13 protein-coding genes are annotated in these 15,612 nt (G+C 68.5%); 9 read left to right on the top strand and 4 right to left on the bottom strand.

The window, feature by feature from the left end:
• Positions 1 to 399: 399 nt before the first annotated feature.
• Both HMPREF3115_RS03150 and HMPREF3115_RS03145 read right to left on the bottom strand, forming a co-directional pair.
• Complete coding sequence (locus HMPREF3115_RS03150) at positions 400 to 2,649, bottom strand: xanthine dehydrogenase family protein molybdopterin-binding subunit (RefSeq protein WP_070553404.1); 2,250 nt, start codon at positions 2,647 to 2,649, stop codon at positions 400 to 402.
• A gap of 1 nt (position 2,650) precedes the next feature.
• Positions 2,651 to 3,145 carry a (2Fe-2S)-binding protein gene (locus tag HMPREF3115_RS03145; protein WP_070553403.1) on the bottom strand — a complete coding sequence of 165 codons (495 nt, stop codon included), beginning with the start codon at positions 3,143 to 3,145 and terminating at the stop codon, positions 2,651 to 2,653.
• A 123-nt stretch (positions 3,146 to 3,268) separates the two neighbouring features.
• On the opposite strand from HMPREF3115_RS03145, the gene HMPREF3115_RS03140 reads away from it, so the two are divergent.
• Positions 3,269 to 4,162, top strand: coding sequence for a LysR substrate-binding domain-containing protein (locus HMPREF3115_RS03140; RefSeq protein ID WP_070553402.1), 894 nt, complete (start codon positions 3,269 to 3,271; stop codon positions 4,160 to 4,162).
• Between the two features lies 1 nt (position 4,163).
• Here HMPREF3115_RS03140 and HMPREF3115_RS03135 read toward each other — a convergent pair whose 3' ends face one another.
• Positions 4,164 to 5,054, bottom strand: a complete 891-nt coding sequence (locus tag HMPREF3115_RS03135; protein ID WP_006406084.1) for a LysR substrate-binding domain-containing protein — start codon at positions 5,052 to 5,054, stop codon at positions 4,164 to 4,166.
• A gap of 242 nt (positions 5,055 to 5,296) precedes the next feature.
• Between HMPREF3115_RS03135 and HMPREF3115_RS03130 the strand changes: the two genes are divergently transcribed.
• The 8 genes from HMPREF3115_RS03130 to HMPREF3115_RS03095 all read left to right on the top strand — a co-directional run bounded on the left by HMPREF3115_RS03130 (position 5,297) and on the right by HMPREF3115_RS03095 (position 14,787).
• Positions 5,297 to 6,199 (top strand): amidohydrolase family protein, encoded by a 903-nt coding sequence (locus HMPREF3115_RS03130; RefSeq protein ID WP_070553401.1) that lies wholly within the window; start codon positions 5,297 to 5,299, stop codon positions 6,197 to 6,199.
• A gap of 34 nt (positions 6,200 to 6,233) precedes the next feature.
• The gene (locus tag HMPREF3115_RS03125) at positions 6,234 to 7,139 is read left to right on the top strand and encodes an amidohydrolase family protein (protein WP_070553400.1); all 906 of its coding nucleotides are present in this window, start codon (positions 6,234 to 6,236) and stop codon (positions 7,137 to 7,139) included.
• A gap of 77 nt (positions 7,140 to 7,216) precedes the next feature.
• Positions 7,217 to 8,611: a UbiD family decarboxylase gene (locus HMPREF3115_RS03120; RefSeq protein WP_006406081.1), complete on the top strand. Its 1,395-nt coding sequence runs from the start codon at positions 7,217 to 7,219 to the stop codon at positions 8,609 to 8,611.
• On the top strand, positions 8,608 to 9,210 hold the full coding sequence (locus HMPREF3115_RS03115; protein ID WP_006406080.1) for a UbiX family flavin prenyltransferase: 603 nt from the start codon (positions 8,608 to 8,610) through the stop codon (positions 9,208 to 9,210). The genes HMPREF3115_RS03120 and HMPREF3115_RS03115 overlap by 4 nt, the downstream gene beginning before the upstream one ends.
• The gene (locus tag HMPREF3115_RS03110) at positions 9,207 to 10,352 is read left to right on the top strand and encodes a CobW family GTP-binding protein (RefSeq protein WP_070553399.1); all 1,146 of its coding nucleotides are present in this window, start codon (positions 9,207 to 9,209) and stop codon (positions 10,350 to 10,352) included. Before HMPREF3115_RS03115 ends, HMPREF3115_RS03110 begins: the two co-directional genes overlap by 4 nt.
• A 60-nt stretch (positions 10,353 to 10,412) precedes the next feature.
• Positions 10,413 to 11,786 carry a nucleobase:cation symporter-2 family protein gene (locus HMPREF3115_RS03105; RefSeq protein WP_070553398.1) on the top strand — a complete coding sequence of 458 codons (1,374 nt, stop codon included), beginning with the start codon at positions 10,413 to 10,415 and terminating at the stop codon, positions 11,784 to 11,786.
• 88 nt (positions 11,787 to 11,874) lie between these two features.
• Positions 11,875 to 13,257 carry an amidohydrolase family protein gene (locus HMPREF3115_RS03100; RefSeq protein ID WP_070553397.1) on the top strand — a complete coding sequence of 461 codons (1,383 nt, stop codon included), beginning with the start codon at positions 11,875 to 11,877 and terminating at the stop codon, positions 13,255 to 13,257.
• Positions 13,258 to 13,545: 288 nt separating this feature from the next.
• Complete coding sequence (locus HMPREF3115_RS03095) at positions 13,546 to 14,787, top strand: NAD(P)/FAD-dependent oxidoreductase (RefSeq protein ID WP_059940909.1); 1,242 nt, start codon at positions 13,546 to 13,548, stop codon at positions 14,785 to 14,787.
• 26 nt (positions 14,788 to 14,813) lie between these two features.
• Here the strand turns inward: HMPREF3115_RS03095 and HMPREF3115_RS03090 are convergent, their stop codons facing one another.
• Positions 14,814 to 15,575, bottom strand: a complete 762-nt coding sequence (locus HMPREF3115_RS03090; RefSeq protein ID WP_006406075.1) for a FadR/GntR family transcriptional regulator — start codon at positions 15,573 to 15,575, stop codon at positions 14,814 to 14,816.
• Positions 15,576 to 15,612: the final 37 nt, after the last annotated feature.

Below are 15,612 nucleotides of genomic sequence, written 5' to 3'. Positions count from 1 at the left end.
CCGGCCGCAGCGGCCGAACGTCGTCCGCGCGGCCGTCGCTGCCGCGCCCGCCGGCGCCGGTGCAGTCGGGCGATCTGCAGCCGGCGCGCACACTGTCGCAACCATGATCGAAACATCCGCTGGCGTCCTTCCCGGCGCAGCCGCCTGCACGTCGCCATGCGCGTGCAGCGGCACCGTATCGCGCGCACGGTTGCTTCCATCTTAGGTAGAAACGCGTGCGGCCAGCAGTGGGAAACACCCGCGAAAAATCGAAAGTGTGCGACAGCCGTCACGTGCAAGACGATGCACGCGCAATTGTTCAGCGGATTGAGCGCAGGCGTGCGTCAAACTTCATACGTTCATCGGCGTCGCACGCTTGCGCGATGCGCGACGCTCGACGCACGGCGATCGTTTCGCGCGCTACGAAACCACCGACAAATCGAACGGTGTCTCGCGCAACCGTTTGCCGGTCAATCGGAATACCGCGTTCGCGATCGCCGGCGTAACGGCAGGACTCGACAGCTCGCCGACACCGCCCGGCTTCGCGCGGTCGCCCTGCACGATGTGAATGTCGGTTTCCGGCATGTCGTTCATGCGCATCACGCGATACGTGTCGAAGTTCGACTGCTGCACGCGGCCGTTGCGGATGTCGATGCGGTCGGACGTCGCGTGACCGAGCCCCCACATCAGCCCGCCGTACAGTTGCTCCTCGACGCCGGCCGGCGACACCGCGATCCCGCAGTCGGCGACGCACGTGAGCTTGGCGACGCGCACCGCGCCGTCCGCATCGCGCGCGACACGCGCCACCACCGCGACGTAGCTGTCGTAGGCCTGATTCGTCGCGACGCCGAGCGCGACGCCGTCCGGCAGCGGCTGCCCCCAGCCGGCGCGCGCCGCGGCCTCGCGCAGCACGGCCGCGTGCCGCGGGCGGCCTTGCATGTGCGCGAGCCGGAATTCGACCGGGTCGTGCGCGGCCGCGTGCGCAGCCTCGTCCATCAGCGACTCGACCGCGAATACGTTCGGGATATAGCTGACCGCGCGATACCAGCCGGTCGGCACGCCGGTCTCCAGACGAATCCAGCCGATGTCGCGATGCGGCGCCGCATACGCGAACTCCCATTTGGTGAGCGCTTCGGTCGTGCTGAAGTCCATCCGGTCCGCGCGCTCGAGATAGCCGGGCTCCCATTGCTGCGGCGAGGCGGGCATCACGGCGCGCAGCCACAGCGACGCGAGATTGCCGCGCGCGTCGAGCACCGCGCGTGCACGATGGCAGCTTGCCGCGTGATAGAACAGCGCGCGCATCTCGTCCTCGCGGCTGTTCATCAGCTTCACCGGCTTGCCGGTCTTCACCGCGAGCCAGGTCGCCTCGAACAGCCAGTACTTCGATTCGCGCGCACCGAAGCTGCCGCCCGATACGCGTTCATGCAGCGTCACGCGGTGCGCGGGAATGCCGCCGATCACCTGAGCGGCTTCCATAGCCGTGGACGGCACCTGCAGCCCGCCCCAGTATTCCATTCCGCCGTCGCGCGCCCATACGGTCACGTTGATCGGCTCGAGCGGATTCGCGGCCTTGTACGGCATCGCATAGGTCGCGTCGACCGTGCGCGCGCCCGCGAGCGATGCATTGGCGGGATCGCCGTCGCGGATCGTCGGCACGACGCGCGCGGCCGGATCGTCGACCCACGCGGCCTGCCGCGCGGCCAGCGTGCTGCTGTCGAACCTCTCGAACAGGCTGTCCTCCCATTCGATCTTCAGTGCGGCCTGCGCGCGATGCGCGGACCAGTAGTCGTCGGCCAGCACCGCGACGCCGGCCTGATTGCCGCCGAGCACGTCGGGGCGCGGCGGAATCTGCAGCACGTCGCGCACGCCGGGCATCGCGAGCGCTGCCTTCGCGTCGACGCTGCGCACGCGCGCGTCGATCACCGGCGCGCGCGTGACGACGGCGACCAGCATCCCCGGCAGCGATACGTCGATGCTGTACGGAAACGATCCGTCGGCCTTTTGCGCGGCGCCGCGCTTGCGACGCAGCTTGCCGATATAGCGGAATTGCGCCGGGTCCTTCAGCGCGACACGCTGCGGCGCCGGCAACCGTGCGGCAGCCGATGCAAGCGATCCGTACGTCGCGCGGCGTCCGCTCGCCGCATGCTGCACGGCGCCGTCGGCGGTTGTGCATGTCGACGCCAGCACGTTCCATTGCCGCGCAGCCGCTTCGACGAGCATCGCGCGCGCAGTCGCACCCGCCTCGCGCAGCCGGTCGTACTCCATCGCGACGCTCGTGCTGCCGCCGGTCGAGAACACCTTCCACAACGGATGGATGTAGTCGGCAAAGAACGGATCCTCGGGCGTGATCACCTCGACCCTGAACGGATCGACGTCCAATTCCTCCGCGACGAGTGCCGCGAGTGCGGTGCGCGTGCCGGTACCCGAATCGTGCTTGTGCACGACGAGCTTGATCGTGTCGTCAGGGAGCACGCGCACCCATGCGTTCGGCTCGAACTCGCCGGCGGCCGGATGCGGGTCGCCGCTCGCGCGTGGGCCGGCCGCCGTTGCATCGGCCAGCCGAAAACCGACGGCGACGCCGGCCGTGAGCAGCGCGGCGCTCTGCTTCAGAAAGCGGCGCCGCGGGGTGTCGTCGATGGGCGGCATCGGTTGGGTTCGATCGTGTCGCATCTCATGCCTCCTTGGCGTCGCCGGCCACCGCGTCGAGCGCGGGATCGCCCGACGCCGCGCGCTTGATCGCGCGATGGATGCGCGCATAGGTGCCGCACCGGCACACGTTGCCCGACATCGCGGACACGATCGCCGCGTCGTCGACGGGCCGGCCGCCGTTCAGCAGCGCGGCCGCCTGCATCAGCTGGCCCGGCTGGCAATAGCCGCATTGCGCCACGTCTTCGGCGACCCATGCGAGCTGCAGCGGATGCCGTCCGTCCGCCGACAACCCCTCGATCGTCGTCACGTGGCGGCCCTGCACCGCGACGGCCGGCATCACGCACGACCGCGCGGCCTGCCCGTCGACATGCACCGTGCATGCGCCGCACAAGCCCTTGCCGCAGCCGAACTTCGTACCGGTGAGCTTGAGCCGGTCACGCAGCACCCAGAGCAACGGCATATCGTCCGGTACCTGGTCGAGCGAATGGCGTGTATCGTTCACGACGATGTCGATCATACGCGGTCTCCTGAGTCGGGTCGTGGGGCCGCGCATCGCCGTGCGCGGTATCGCATTATCGAAACGCGGCACGCGGGCGCGCCAGCGATCATTTCGTCGATTCCCTGTCAGTCGGACTAACAGATGCTCAAGCGATACCCTTCGATCCAGTCGATGCAGGCATTTCTGCAGGCCGCGCGGGTCGGCAGCTTCTCCAGCGCCGCACGGCAGCTCGCGCTGACGCACAGCGCGATCAGTCAGCAGATCCGCTCGCTCGAGGAATTCATCGGCCAGCCGCTGTTCGTGCGCACGGGCGGCCGCGTGAGCCTCACCGATGCTGGCACGCTGCTCGCCCACCAGTTGTCGGACGGCCTCGAGCAGATCGATCGCGCGTTATCGTCCGTGAAGGGCCGCGCGAGCGCGCCGTCGCTGCGGCTCGACGTCGATCCCGAACTGATGCAGGGCTGGCTGCCGGCGCGCATGCCGGCTCTGATACGCGCGCTCGGCGGCACGACGCTGACGGTGCTGTCGGCGCCGCGCCACGATCGCGATGCGTTCGATCGCGTCGATGTCGCACTGCGCTACGGATACGGCGAATGGGAAGGCGTCGACAGCGCGCTGGTCTGCCCGGACCGGCTGACCGCGATGGCCTCGCCGGCGCTGCTCGAACGCTACGGGTTGCGCGCGCCGCTCGCGCCGGCCAACGTGCTGACGCTGCCGCTGCTCGGCTATACGAAACGCTCGTGGATTCCGTGGCTCGAAGCAGCCGGGCTCGCGCCGGTCGAACCCGACACGATCGCCGTGTTCGACAACGCGGCCGGGCTCGTCGCCGCGCTCGCCTCAGGGCTCGGCGCAGGCCTCGCACGCGGGCTGCTCGCCGCCGACGCTCGCCGCGACGGCCGCCTCGTCGAGCTGTGCACGATCGCGATTCCGACGCACTACAACCTCCATGCGATCTGGCCGCGCGAGCGGCACGCGCGCGTGAAGCCGCTGCTCGACGCGATCGGCGCGCTGGTCGCGCAAACGCTCGCGCGTTGAGTCACGCGCGGTATTCGGCCGCGACTTCGCGCACCGTATCGAGAAACGCGCCGAGCACGGCGGACGTGTCGTCCGCGCGGTAGCGCGCCTGCAGCGACACTTCGAGCTCGGGCGCGAGCAGCGGCACGAACGACACGCCGCCCGTCGAGATCTGTCGCGCCGACGCGGGCAGCAATGCGACGCCGAGCCCCTCGCGCACGAGCGACAGCAGCGTGTGCACCTCGACGACCTCATGCTCGATCCGCGGCGTGAAGCGCGCGTCCACACAACACTGTTGCAGGAAGCGCGCGAGCTGCGAATGGCGCAGCCCGAACGACACGAAGCGCTCGTTCGCAAGCTCGCCGAGCGCGATCGCTTCGCGCGACGCGAGCCGATGATCGAGCGGCAGCGCGGCCACCGCCGTTTCGCGCACGACGACCTCGCTGCGGATCGCCGGATCGTCCTGGAACAGCCGGAAGAAACAGACGTCGAGCCGCTTCTCCTTGAGCGCATCGATCTGCGCGGCCGGCGTCATCTCGTGCAGCGACCACTGCACGTGCGGATGCCGCTCGGCGAACACGCGCAGCGCGCGCGGAATCGGCGCGACCATCGCGGAGCTGATGATGCCGACCGCGACGCGGCCTTTTTCGCCGCGCCCTGCGCAGCGCGTCAGGTCGATCGCGCGATCGAACTGCGCGACGATCAGCGGCACCTGCTCCTTCAGTGTTTTCCCTGCCTCGGTCAGCTCGACGCGATGCTGCGAGCGCACGAACAACGCGGTGCCGAGCTGTTCCTCGAGCAGCCGGATCTGCTGGCTCAGCGGCGGCTGCGAGATATGGAGCCGCGCGGCCGCGCGCCCGAAATGCAGCTCGTCCGCAAGCACCGCAAAGTAACGCAACACACGCATGTCCATATCGGAAACGTATCAAGAGCGTCAGTAAAAAATATTGTACAGAGCGCATTTGGCTTGTGACACTCGGTCCCAAGCAGCAGTGCACGTCGCAGTGTGTCGCTCGATGCCGGCGAGGGGAAGGCGCCAAAAAAGGACGCCTTGAAAAGGGCCGCGTGAATCCGACCGGAACGGTCGCTTCATCGACGTGCCTGCCCGCGACCCGGCAACCGGCCCTTCCGGTTCCTCTCAAGGAGATCGAGTAGATGATCATCGACACAAGCTGTTATCCGACGAACCTCGTCGACCTCGCCTGGCGCCACGACGGCGAGCCGTTCACCGGCGAGCGCCTGATCGACACGATGAACGGCCCGTTCCTCATCAACGGCAAGCCGCGCCGCATCGACAAGGCGTTCATCCAGCCGCCGCAGGGCAACACGATCTACACGTACACCGACGGCGAAAAGTCCGGCACCGAATCGATCGATGCGTACATGGCCTACACCGTCGAGATGGTGCGCAAGTATCCGGACCGCTTCATCGGCTGCTTCGTCTACAACCCGCGGTGCGGCGTCGAGAACGGCGTAAACGCGATCGACCACTACGTGCGCAAGCTCGGCTTCAAGATGGTCCAGTTCCAGGCGAACATGCACGCGTACCGGCCCGACCGCGCGCTCGACTGGCTGCGGCCCGCGCTCAGGAAATGCGCGAAGCTCGGCGTGCTCGTGAAGCTGCATACGGGCGACGGCCCGTACAGCATCCCGACCGAATGGGTGCCGATGATCAAGGAATTCCCGACCGTCAATTTCATCATGGCGCACTTCGGCGTGCAGACGGGCGGCGTCTACTGCTTCGAGCCGTTCCAGCTCGCGATGGATTTGCCGAACGTGTACTGCGAATCCGGCTGGTGCCTGCAGTCGCGCATCGTCGAATTCGCGAAGGTGCTGCCGACGCACAAGATCCTGTTCGGCTCCGACACGCCGCCGAACGAACCGGGCATGTGGCTGCGCCTGCTCGAAGTGCTGTGCTTCGATCCGCCGCAAGGCATGAATCTCGACGAGGACACGCTCGAGGACTACCTCGGCAACAACACCGCGCGGATGATCGGCCTCGAACCGACGCCCGCGCCGCGCACCGTCGACGAAGCGAAAGCGCTGCTGGCCGCCTGACGCCGCATTCCCTGTCCCGATTCCGGAGCATTGCATGATCATCGATACGCACCTGCACCCGACCAACCTCGTCGACGAAGCGTGGCGCCACACCGGCGAGCCGTTTACCGGCGAACGCCTGCTGAAGATGATGGACGGCCCGTACATCATCAACGGCAAGCCGCGCCGCATCGACATGGGCTTCATCCAGCCGCCGCCCGGCAACACCGGCTATCGCGACGGCAACCGCCGCGGCCGCGAAGGCATTCGCGACTACATGGCCTATATCGCCGAACTGACGCAGAAGTACCCGGACCGCTTCATCGGCAACTTTACGTACAACCCGCGCTGGGGCCCGGAGAACGGTGCGGCGGAACTCGAGCTTCACATCAGGGAGTACGGCTTCAAGATGGTGAAGCTGCACGCGAACATGCACGGCTATCGGCCCGATCGCGCACTCGACTGGCTGCGGCCCGCGATGAAGGTCTGCGCGAAGTACAACACCGTCGTGCTGATTCACACCGGCGACGGCCCGTACACGATCCCGACGCAGTTCTACCCGATCATCCGCGAATTCCCGATGGTGAACTTCATCATCGGTCACTTCGGAATCCAGACGGGCGGCAACTATTCGTTCGAGGCGTTCTGGATGGCGATGGACACGCCGAACGTCTATTGCGAATCGGGCTGGTGCTACCAGTCGCGGATCGTCGAATTCGCGCGCCAGCTGCCGCGCCACAAGATCGTGTTCGGCACCGATTCGCCGCCGAACGAGCCGGGCATGTGGCTGCGCGAGCTCGAGATGCTGTGCGGGCCGGCCCCGCAAGGCATGGATCTCGACGAAGACGGACTCGAAGACTACATGGGCAACAACATCGCACGGCTCGTCGGTATCGAGCCGACGAAACCGCCGAAGGACCTCGCCGAAGCCGAGAAGCGCCTGAAGGCGACGTACGTGTAAGCGCGCGCGGCCGGACCGCGTCGCGCATATGCGCGTGCCGTCCGGCCATTTCTGTTCCGTATCCGACGGAGTGCATCATGGCGTCGAGCCTTTTCGCCGAGCAGCAGGACTTTCATCACTTCGCCAACGCATATCGCGCGCATTACCCCGACGACGTGCTCGAGATCGCGCAGCCGCTGTCGGCGGACCAGGACGTGACGGCCCTCGTCGCGTCGCTCGCGGCGCGCGGGCGGCACGACATGCTCGTCTGCGAGCGCGTCGACGGTCTCGCGGTGCCGGTCGTCACGAACGTGTTCGCGTCGCGCACGCGCATCGCGCGGCTGTTCGGCGTCGACGCGCAGGGCCTGTTCGACGCATGGCAGCGGCACGCAAGCGAGCCGATCGCGCCGGTCGTCGTATCGCACGGGCCCGTGCTCGATCACGTGGTCGAAGGCGACGCGGTCGATCTCGCGCAGTTGCCGATGATCCGCCACTTCGAAACCGATCGCGGGCCGTACGTGACAAACGCGGTGATCGTCGCGGAAGATCCCGAAACCGGCATCGCGAACCTCAGCTATCACCGTTCGATGCGCGCTGCGCGCGACGCGCTCGCGACGAGCCTGCATTCGCGCGGCCATCTGTGGCGGATGCTGCACGCGGCGAAGTCGCGCGGCGATACGCTGAAGGTCGCGATGGTGATCGGCGCGCATCCGCTGTTCATGCTGGCCGCCGCCGCGCGCGTGCCGTTCGGCGTCGACGAGCGCGCGATCGCGGGCGGGCTGTTCGGCGCGCCGCTGCAGCTCGTGCGCACGCCGCGTTACGGCATCGGTGTGCCGGCCGCGGCGGAGTTCGTGCTCGAAGGCACGATCGATCCCGACGCACACGCGCAGGAAGGGCCGTTCGGCGAATTCACGGGCTATTCGTCGGACCGATCGACGAACAACGTGCTGCGCGTCGACACGATGATGCGGCGCCGCGATGCGTGGCTCGTCGACGTGGTCGGCGGCCCCTATGCGGAGCACCTGACGCTCGCGCGGCTGCCGCGCGAAGCCGAGATGAGCGAGAAGCTGAAGGCGCGCTTTCCGGCCGTCACCGCGATCCACTATCCGAATTCGGGCACGCACTTTCACTGCTACGTCGCGCTGAAGCAGACGCGCGACGGCGAAGCGCGGCAGATCATGCTCGCGCTGCTCGGTTGGGATCCGTATCTGAAGAACGTCGTCGCGGTCGACAGCGACGTCGACATCACCGACGACGCGCAGGTGCTGTGGGCCATCGCCACGCACTTCCAGCCGCATCGCGACCTGTTCGTCGTCGACGGTCTGCCGGGCAGCCCGCTCGATCCGTCGTCGTCGGCCGACGGCACGACGTCGCGGATGGGCCTCGACGCGACGCGCGGTGCGCGCTTCGACGGTGTGCGCGCACGCGTCGGCGACGCCGCCATGAAGCGCGTGGCGCAGCTGGTCGCGCAACTCGACGGAGCCGCGCGATGAGCGCGCGCCGCCTCGTGGTCGGCATCAGCGGCGCGTCGGGCTTCGTGTACGGAATGCGGCTGCTCGCGCTGCTGCGCGCGCTCGACATCGAAACGCACGTGGTCGTATCGCGCGCGGCCGCGCTGACGATGGCGCACGAGACCGACTGCAAGCTCGCGGACGTCGCCGCGCTGGCCGGCGTGCTGTACCGCAGCGACGACATCGCGGCGCCGATCGCGAGCGGCTCGTTCCGCACGCTGGGCATGATCGTCGCGCCGTGCTCGATGAAGACGCTCGCCGAGATCGCGTGCGGTTTGACGTCCGGCTTGATCTCGCGCGCGGCCGACGTCGCGCTGAAGGAGCGCCGCCGGCTCGTGCTGCTCGCGCGCGAGACGCCGTACACGCTCACGCACCTGCGCAACATGGCGGCCGTCACCGAAATGGGCGCGATCGTCGCACCGCCCGTGCCCGCGTTCTACGCGCGCCCGGCATCGCTCGACCAGATGATCGATCACACGCTCGGCCGCGTGCTCGATCTGTTCGACATCGATTCCCGTACCGTCCATCGCTGGAAGGACAACGATTCGCAGCCCCACCGACTCAACGGAGACGCATCATGACGCATATCCACACCACGCACAGCGACGTCGAGAAGATCCCGGTCACCGTGCTCACCGGCTTTCTCGGCGCGGGCAAGACCACACTGCTCAACTACATCCTGCGCGAAAAGCACGGCCGCAAGATCGCGGTGATCGAGAACGAGTTCGGCGAGATCGGCATCGACGGCGGCCTCGTGCTGGAATCGACCGAGGAAATCTACGAGATGACGAACGGCTGCGTGTGCTGCGTCGGCGCCGTGCGCGAGGATCTGGTGCGCATCGTGCGGATGCTGGTCGCGCGGCCCGACCGGCTCGATCACATCATCGTCGAGACGAGCGGCCTCGCCGATCCGTATCCGGTCGCGCAGACGTTCTTTCTCGACGATCCGATCGCGAAGGAGGTCGCGCTCGATGCGGTCGTCACGATGGTCGATGCGAAACACATTCGCGCGCATCTCGACGATCTCGTGCTCGACGGCCGCGACAACCAGGCGGTCGACCAGATCGTCTGCGCGGATCGCATCGTGATCAACAAGGTCGATCTCGTCGACGCGGCCGACGTCGAATCGCTGAGCGCGCGGCTGCGCGCACTGAACGCGACGGCCGAGATCGTCACGTCGAGCTACGCGCAGGTCGATCTCGATCGCATTCTCGGCATTGGCGCGAACGAATTCGCGCAGATTCTCGTCGAGAGCGGCGGGCTGCACGCCGACACGGACGCGTATGCCGACGGACATGCCGAGGAACACGCGGCGCACGACGCGCACGACGGCCACGATACGCACGCGCATCGCGACCACCCCAGCTACGACCGCCACGACCGCCACGACGATCACGACGACCACGAACACGACGCGAGCGTGTCGTCGGTCGGGATCGAAGTCGACGCCGACGTCGATCTCGACGCGCTCGAAGCGTGGCTCGCGGAGCTGCGCGACGCCGACACCGCGAACCTGTTCCGGATGAAAGGGATTCTCGCGGTGCACGGCCGCGCGCAGCGCTACGTGCTGCAGGGCGTACACGGCGTGATCGAGCTGCGCGCCGCGCAGGCGTGGGGCACGGAGCCGCGTGCGTCGCGCATCGTCTTCATCGGCCGCGATCTCGATCGCGCCGCGCTGACCGTCCGTTTCCATGCCTGTCTCGCCGCGCCGGTCGCGGCCTGACGGGGCGCCGGGCGCGCGCATGCCGCGCGCGCCGGATCACGAACATCAGGAGACACGCCCATGCACTCTGCCTCACATCCCGTCGACCGCATACTGCCGCGCCGTCAGATGCTGACGCTCGGCCTGCAGCACATGCTCGTCGCGTATATCGGCGCGATCGCGGTGCCGCTGATCGTCGCATCCGCACTGAAGATGTCGCCCGCCGATACGACCGTGCTGATCAGCACCGCGCTGTTCTGCTCGGGGATCTCGACGATCCTGCAGACGGTCGGCATCTGGAAGCTCGGCGTGCGCCTGCCGATCCTGCAGGGCGTCGCATTCAGCAGCGTCGGCCCCGTGATCGCGATCGGCCTCACGCCGGGCGTCGGCTTCGCGGGCGTGTGCGGCGCAGTGATCGGCGCCGGCATCGTCACGACGCTCGCCGCGCCGCTGATCGGCCGGCTGCGTCGGCTGTTCCCGCCGGTCGTCACCGGCTGCATCGTGACCGTGATCGGCCTGCAACTGTTTCCGGTCGCCTATCAGTGGGCGGGCGGCGGCGACGCGGCGAAGCTGCAGTTCGGCGAGCTGTCGTTTCTCGCGGTCGCGCTCGTCGTCGCGGTCTCGATCCTCGCGATCAACCGCTTTGCGAACGCGTTCCTGCGCAACCTGTCGGTGCTGATCGGGCTCGTCGCCGGCAGCCTGCTCGCCTATGCGCTCGGGATGGGCAATTTCACGAACGTCGCCGCGGCGCCGTGGTTTACCGTGCCGATTCCGTTCCACTTCGGCGCGCCGGTGTTCGCCATCGTGCCGGTGCTCACGATGGTCGTCGTGATGATCGTGCAGATGGTCGAGTCGATGGGGCTGTTCGTCGCAATCGGCGAGATCGTCGAGAAGCACGTCAGCGAGGACGACGTCGTGCGCGGCTTGCGCGCAAACGGCGTGGCAAGCGCGATCGCCGGCACCTTCGCCGCGTTTCCGTTCATCGCGTTCATGGAGAACGTCGGCCTCGTGATCCTGACCGGCGTGCGCAGCCGCTGGATCGTCGCGGTCAGCGGCGTGCTGATGTGTGTGGTCGCGCTGGTGCCGAAAATCGGCGCGGTCGTCGCCTCGACACCATCCGCCGCGCTCGGCGGCGCCGGCATCGCGATGTTCGGCGTGGTCGTCGCGGCCGGCGTGCAAACGCTCGCGAAGGTCGACTTCGAAAACAACCGCTACAACGTGCTGATCGTCGGCTTCACGATCGCGACTGCGCTGATCCCCGTGATGGCGCCGAAAGTGTTCGCGCACATGCCGGACTGGACGCAGCCGTTCCTGCACAGCGGCGTCGTCATCGCGTGCATCGTGTCGGTCGTGCTGAACGCGCTGCTGAACGGCGTGCAGGCGGCCGACCCCGCACCGGCGCACGTCGCCGCCGACGCGGCGCACGGCGGCCCGTTGGCGCGCGAATGCGACTGACCATGCGACTGAATTGCAGCGCGCGGCGCGCGGGCGCGGGCTCGCGGGCGGCGTGCGACTGCCCCTATCTTTACGAGGAAACCGAATCGTGAGTCTTCCGTCTGCTTCCCTGCTGATTCGCCGCCCGCTCGCGATCATGAGCGGCCGCACGGGCGCCGCCGCGCGGCTCGCCCGCGCCGACCTGCGCGTCCGCGACGGCCGGATCGAAGCGATCGCGCCCGATCTCGCGCCGCAGCCCGGCGAGCGTGTGATCGACGCGCGCGACTGCGTCGTCTATCCGGGCTGGGTCAACACGCATCACCATCTGTTCCAGAACCTGCTGAAAGCGGTGCCGGCCGGCATCAACGCCGATCTGCAGGCATGGCTCGCGGCGGTGCCCTATCCGCGCGTCGCGCGCTTCACGCCGACGCTCGCGCGCATCGCCGCCCGGCTCGGCTTCGCCGAGCTGCTGCTGTCGGGCGTCACGACCTGCGCCGATCATCACTACCTGTATCACGCGGGCGGCACGACCGAGACCGGCGACCTGCTGTTCGACGAAGCGGCCGGCTTCGGCATGCGCTTCGTGCTGTGCCGCGGCGGTGCGCTGCAGGCGGCGGGCGATCATCCGGGCTTCGCGGGCACCGCACTGCAGCCCGAGACGCTCGACCGGATGCTCGCGGACATCGAGCGGCTGAAGGCGCGCTATCACGATGCGGGCGATGCATCGATGCGCCGCGTCGTCGTCGCGCCGACGACGCCGACCTTCTCGCTGCCGCCCGACCTGCTGCCGGAAGTCGCGCGTGCGGCGCGCGGAATGGGACTGCGGTTGCACTCGCATCTGTCCGAGACGACGCGCTACGTCGATTTCTGCCGCGAGCGCTACGGGCAGCTGCCGGTCGAATTCGTCGCCGGGCGCGAATGGCTCGGCCCCGACGTCTGGTTCGCGCATCTGGTCCATCTCGAGCCGACCGAGATCGCACTGCTCGCGGATACGGGCACCGGTTGCGCGCACTGCCCCGTCAGCAATGCGCGGCTCGGTAGCGGCATCGCGCTCGCGCCGCGGATGGCGGCCGCCGGCGTGCCGATGTCGCTCGGCGTCGACGGCGTCGCGTCGAACGAATCGGGCAGCATGACGCACGAAGCGAACTTCGCGTGGCTCGTGCATCGTGCGGCGCACGGCGCGTCGGCGACGACCGTCGAACAGGTATTGCACTGGGGCACGCGGGGCGGCGCACGCGTGCTCGGGCTCGACGCGGTCGGCACGCTCGACGTCGGACAGGCCGCGGATCTCGTGCTGTACGACGTCAGCGGGCCGCGCTTCGCCGGCTTTCACGACCCGGCTGTCGCGCCCGTCACGGCCGGCGAGCCGGCGCCGGTCAAATACAGCATCGTGAACGGGCGCGTCGTCGTCGACGACGGCGAGATTCCCGGCCTCGATCTGCACGCGCTGCGCCGCGATGCGATCGATGCGGTGCGGCAACTGATCGATTGACCGTCGATCGCCGGTACGCGCAGTTCGGGATCGTCCGCGTCGCGTAACGGCAACTCGGGCTGCGCGAGAACGCGTCATGCGCGGCGATGCGCGACCGACGTGTCGCCTACGCCGTCCATCACACCCTTCGCCCGCCCCGCTTCGCAAACGACCTGCCCACCCGCGCCTCTTGGTGCCGCACCCGCTCGCGAGTATGCTTGCAGTTCAAACGAATTCCGGCACGGGGCCACGCAACGGCGCTCACGTGCTGGCCGGCCAACCGCCTCTTCCGTCTATTACCACGCGTTCATGGATTTCGACGTCATCGTTCTCGGCGCGGGCATCGTCGGCGTGTCCGTCGCGCTGCATCTGCAGGACCGTGGCCGCAAGGTCGCATTGGTCGATCGTTCGGCCCCCGGCGAAGGGACGAGCTTCGGCAACGCGGGCCTGATCGAGCGCTCGTCGGTCGAACCGTATCCGTTCCCGCGCAGCCCGTTCACGCTGATGCGCTATGCGCTGAACCGATCGACCGACCTGTACTGGCACAGTGCATCGCTGCCCGCCTTCGCGCCGTGGCTCGCGCGCTTCTGGTGGGAGTCGGCGCCGCAGCGTCATGCAGCTGCCGCGCGCGACATGCTGCCGCTGATCGAGCGCTGCATCGTCGAACACGACGCGCTGATCGCCCGCGCCGGCGCCGGTGAGCTCGTGCGTGCGAGCGGCTGGATGGAAGCGTTCCGCACGCCGGCCGCATTCGAGCGCGGCGCGGCCGAGGCGCAGCTCACCGCGCGCCGCCACGGGCTCGGCGTCACGCCGCTCGACGCGGCGGCACTGCTCGCGCAGGAGCCGAGCCTCGCGCCGGGCTTCTGCGGTGCGCTGCACTGGCGCGACCCGAAAAGCGTCGTCGATCCGTCCGCCTTGGTCAAAGCGTATGCGCGGCTGTTCGAGCAAGGCGGCGGCACGCTGCTGTCGGGCGACGCCGCAAGCCTCTCCGCCCGCTCGCCGGGCTGGGCGGTCGCGACCGAGCACGGCACGGTGGCCGCACCGGCCGTCGTCGTCGCGCTCGGCCCGTGGTCCGACACGGTGTTCGCGAAGTTCGGCTACCGCATTCCGCTGCGCGAGAAGCGCGGCTATCACATGCACTACGCGCCGTCCGCGCGCGGCGTACCGTCGGCGCCGATCGTCGATCGCGAATACGGCTACGTGATCGCGCCGATGCGGCGCGGGCTGCGGCTGACGACCGGCGTCGAGATCGCCCGCCGCCGCGTGCCGCCGACCGGCGTGCAGATCGAACGCGCGGAGCGCATCGCGCGGCCGGTGTTCGGCTTCGGCGAACGGCTCGATCCGCAGCCGTGGCTCGGCTTTCGGCCCTGCACGCCCGACATGCGGCCCGTGATCGGCCCGGCGCCGGCGCATCGCGGCATGTGGTTCGCATTCGGCCACAACCACCACGGGCTGACGCTTGGCCCCGTCACGGGCCGGCTGCTCGCGGAAATGATGACGGGCGACACGCCGTTCACCGATCCGGCGCCGTATCGCGCCGATCGCTTCTGACGCGGCGCGCGCACGCGCACCGCGCGTCAGTCGAGCGCACGCCCGAAGATCCGGATCACCTCGTCCAGATGCTCGGCCATCGCGCGGCGCGCGGCCTCGGGGTCGCGCGCGCGGATCGCGTCGAGGATCGCACGATGTTCGAGTTCCGACCGATGCGGCATGTCGTGCGGCATGTACAGCGACTGCAATCGCTGAAACATCGGATCGTATTTGTGCGCGAGCAGCTGCTTGACCATCAGCGCATAGGCCGCGTTGTCGCTTGCCTCCGCGATGCGGATATGAAACAGCCGGTCGCCCGGATGCGTGACCGAGCCGCTGCGATTGTCCGCCTGATTGCGCTCGAACGCGGCGCCGATCGCCTCGATCTGCGCGTCCGAGGCATGCTTCGCGGCGAGCGACGCGGCTTCGGGCTCGATCAGGCGGCGTGCCTGCAGCAGCGCGAACGGCGGGATTTCGGTATCGAGATCGAGCGCGATCCCCAGTTCGGGATCGATCTCGACGACCGCAAGCGGCGCGGTCTTCGCGGCGGCGGCAGGCGGCGGTGCCGTCGCGGCCTCCGGATGGCGCACCTTCACGCCGTCGCCGACGCGCACGCTGACGCGCCCACCCACTTCGAGCGCGATCAGCGCCTCGCGCACCGACGTGCGCGACACGCCGAACTGCTCGGCCAGCTCGCGCTCCGGCGGCAGATAACTGCCCGGCGGAAAATCGCCGGACTCGATCATCGCGGTGAGCCTGTCGGCGATCTGCTGGTAAAGGCGGCGGTTCTGAATCGGCTGGATGGACATACGTCGATGCGGAAAATCGGTTGCGTGGCGAACGGGC

Origin of the sequence: Burkholderia sp. HMSC10F09, assembly GCF_001806955.1 — a bacterium.
GTDB classification, from domain to species: domain Bacteria; phylum Pseudomonadota; class Gammaproteobacteria; order Burkholderiales; family Burkholderiaceae; genus Burkholderia; species Burkholderia multivorans.
This window is presented reverse-complemented; position numbering and strand designations above follow the sequence as displayed.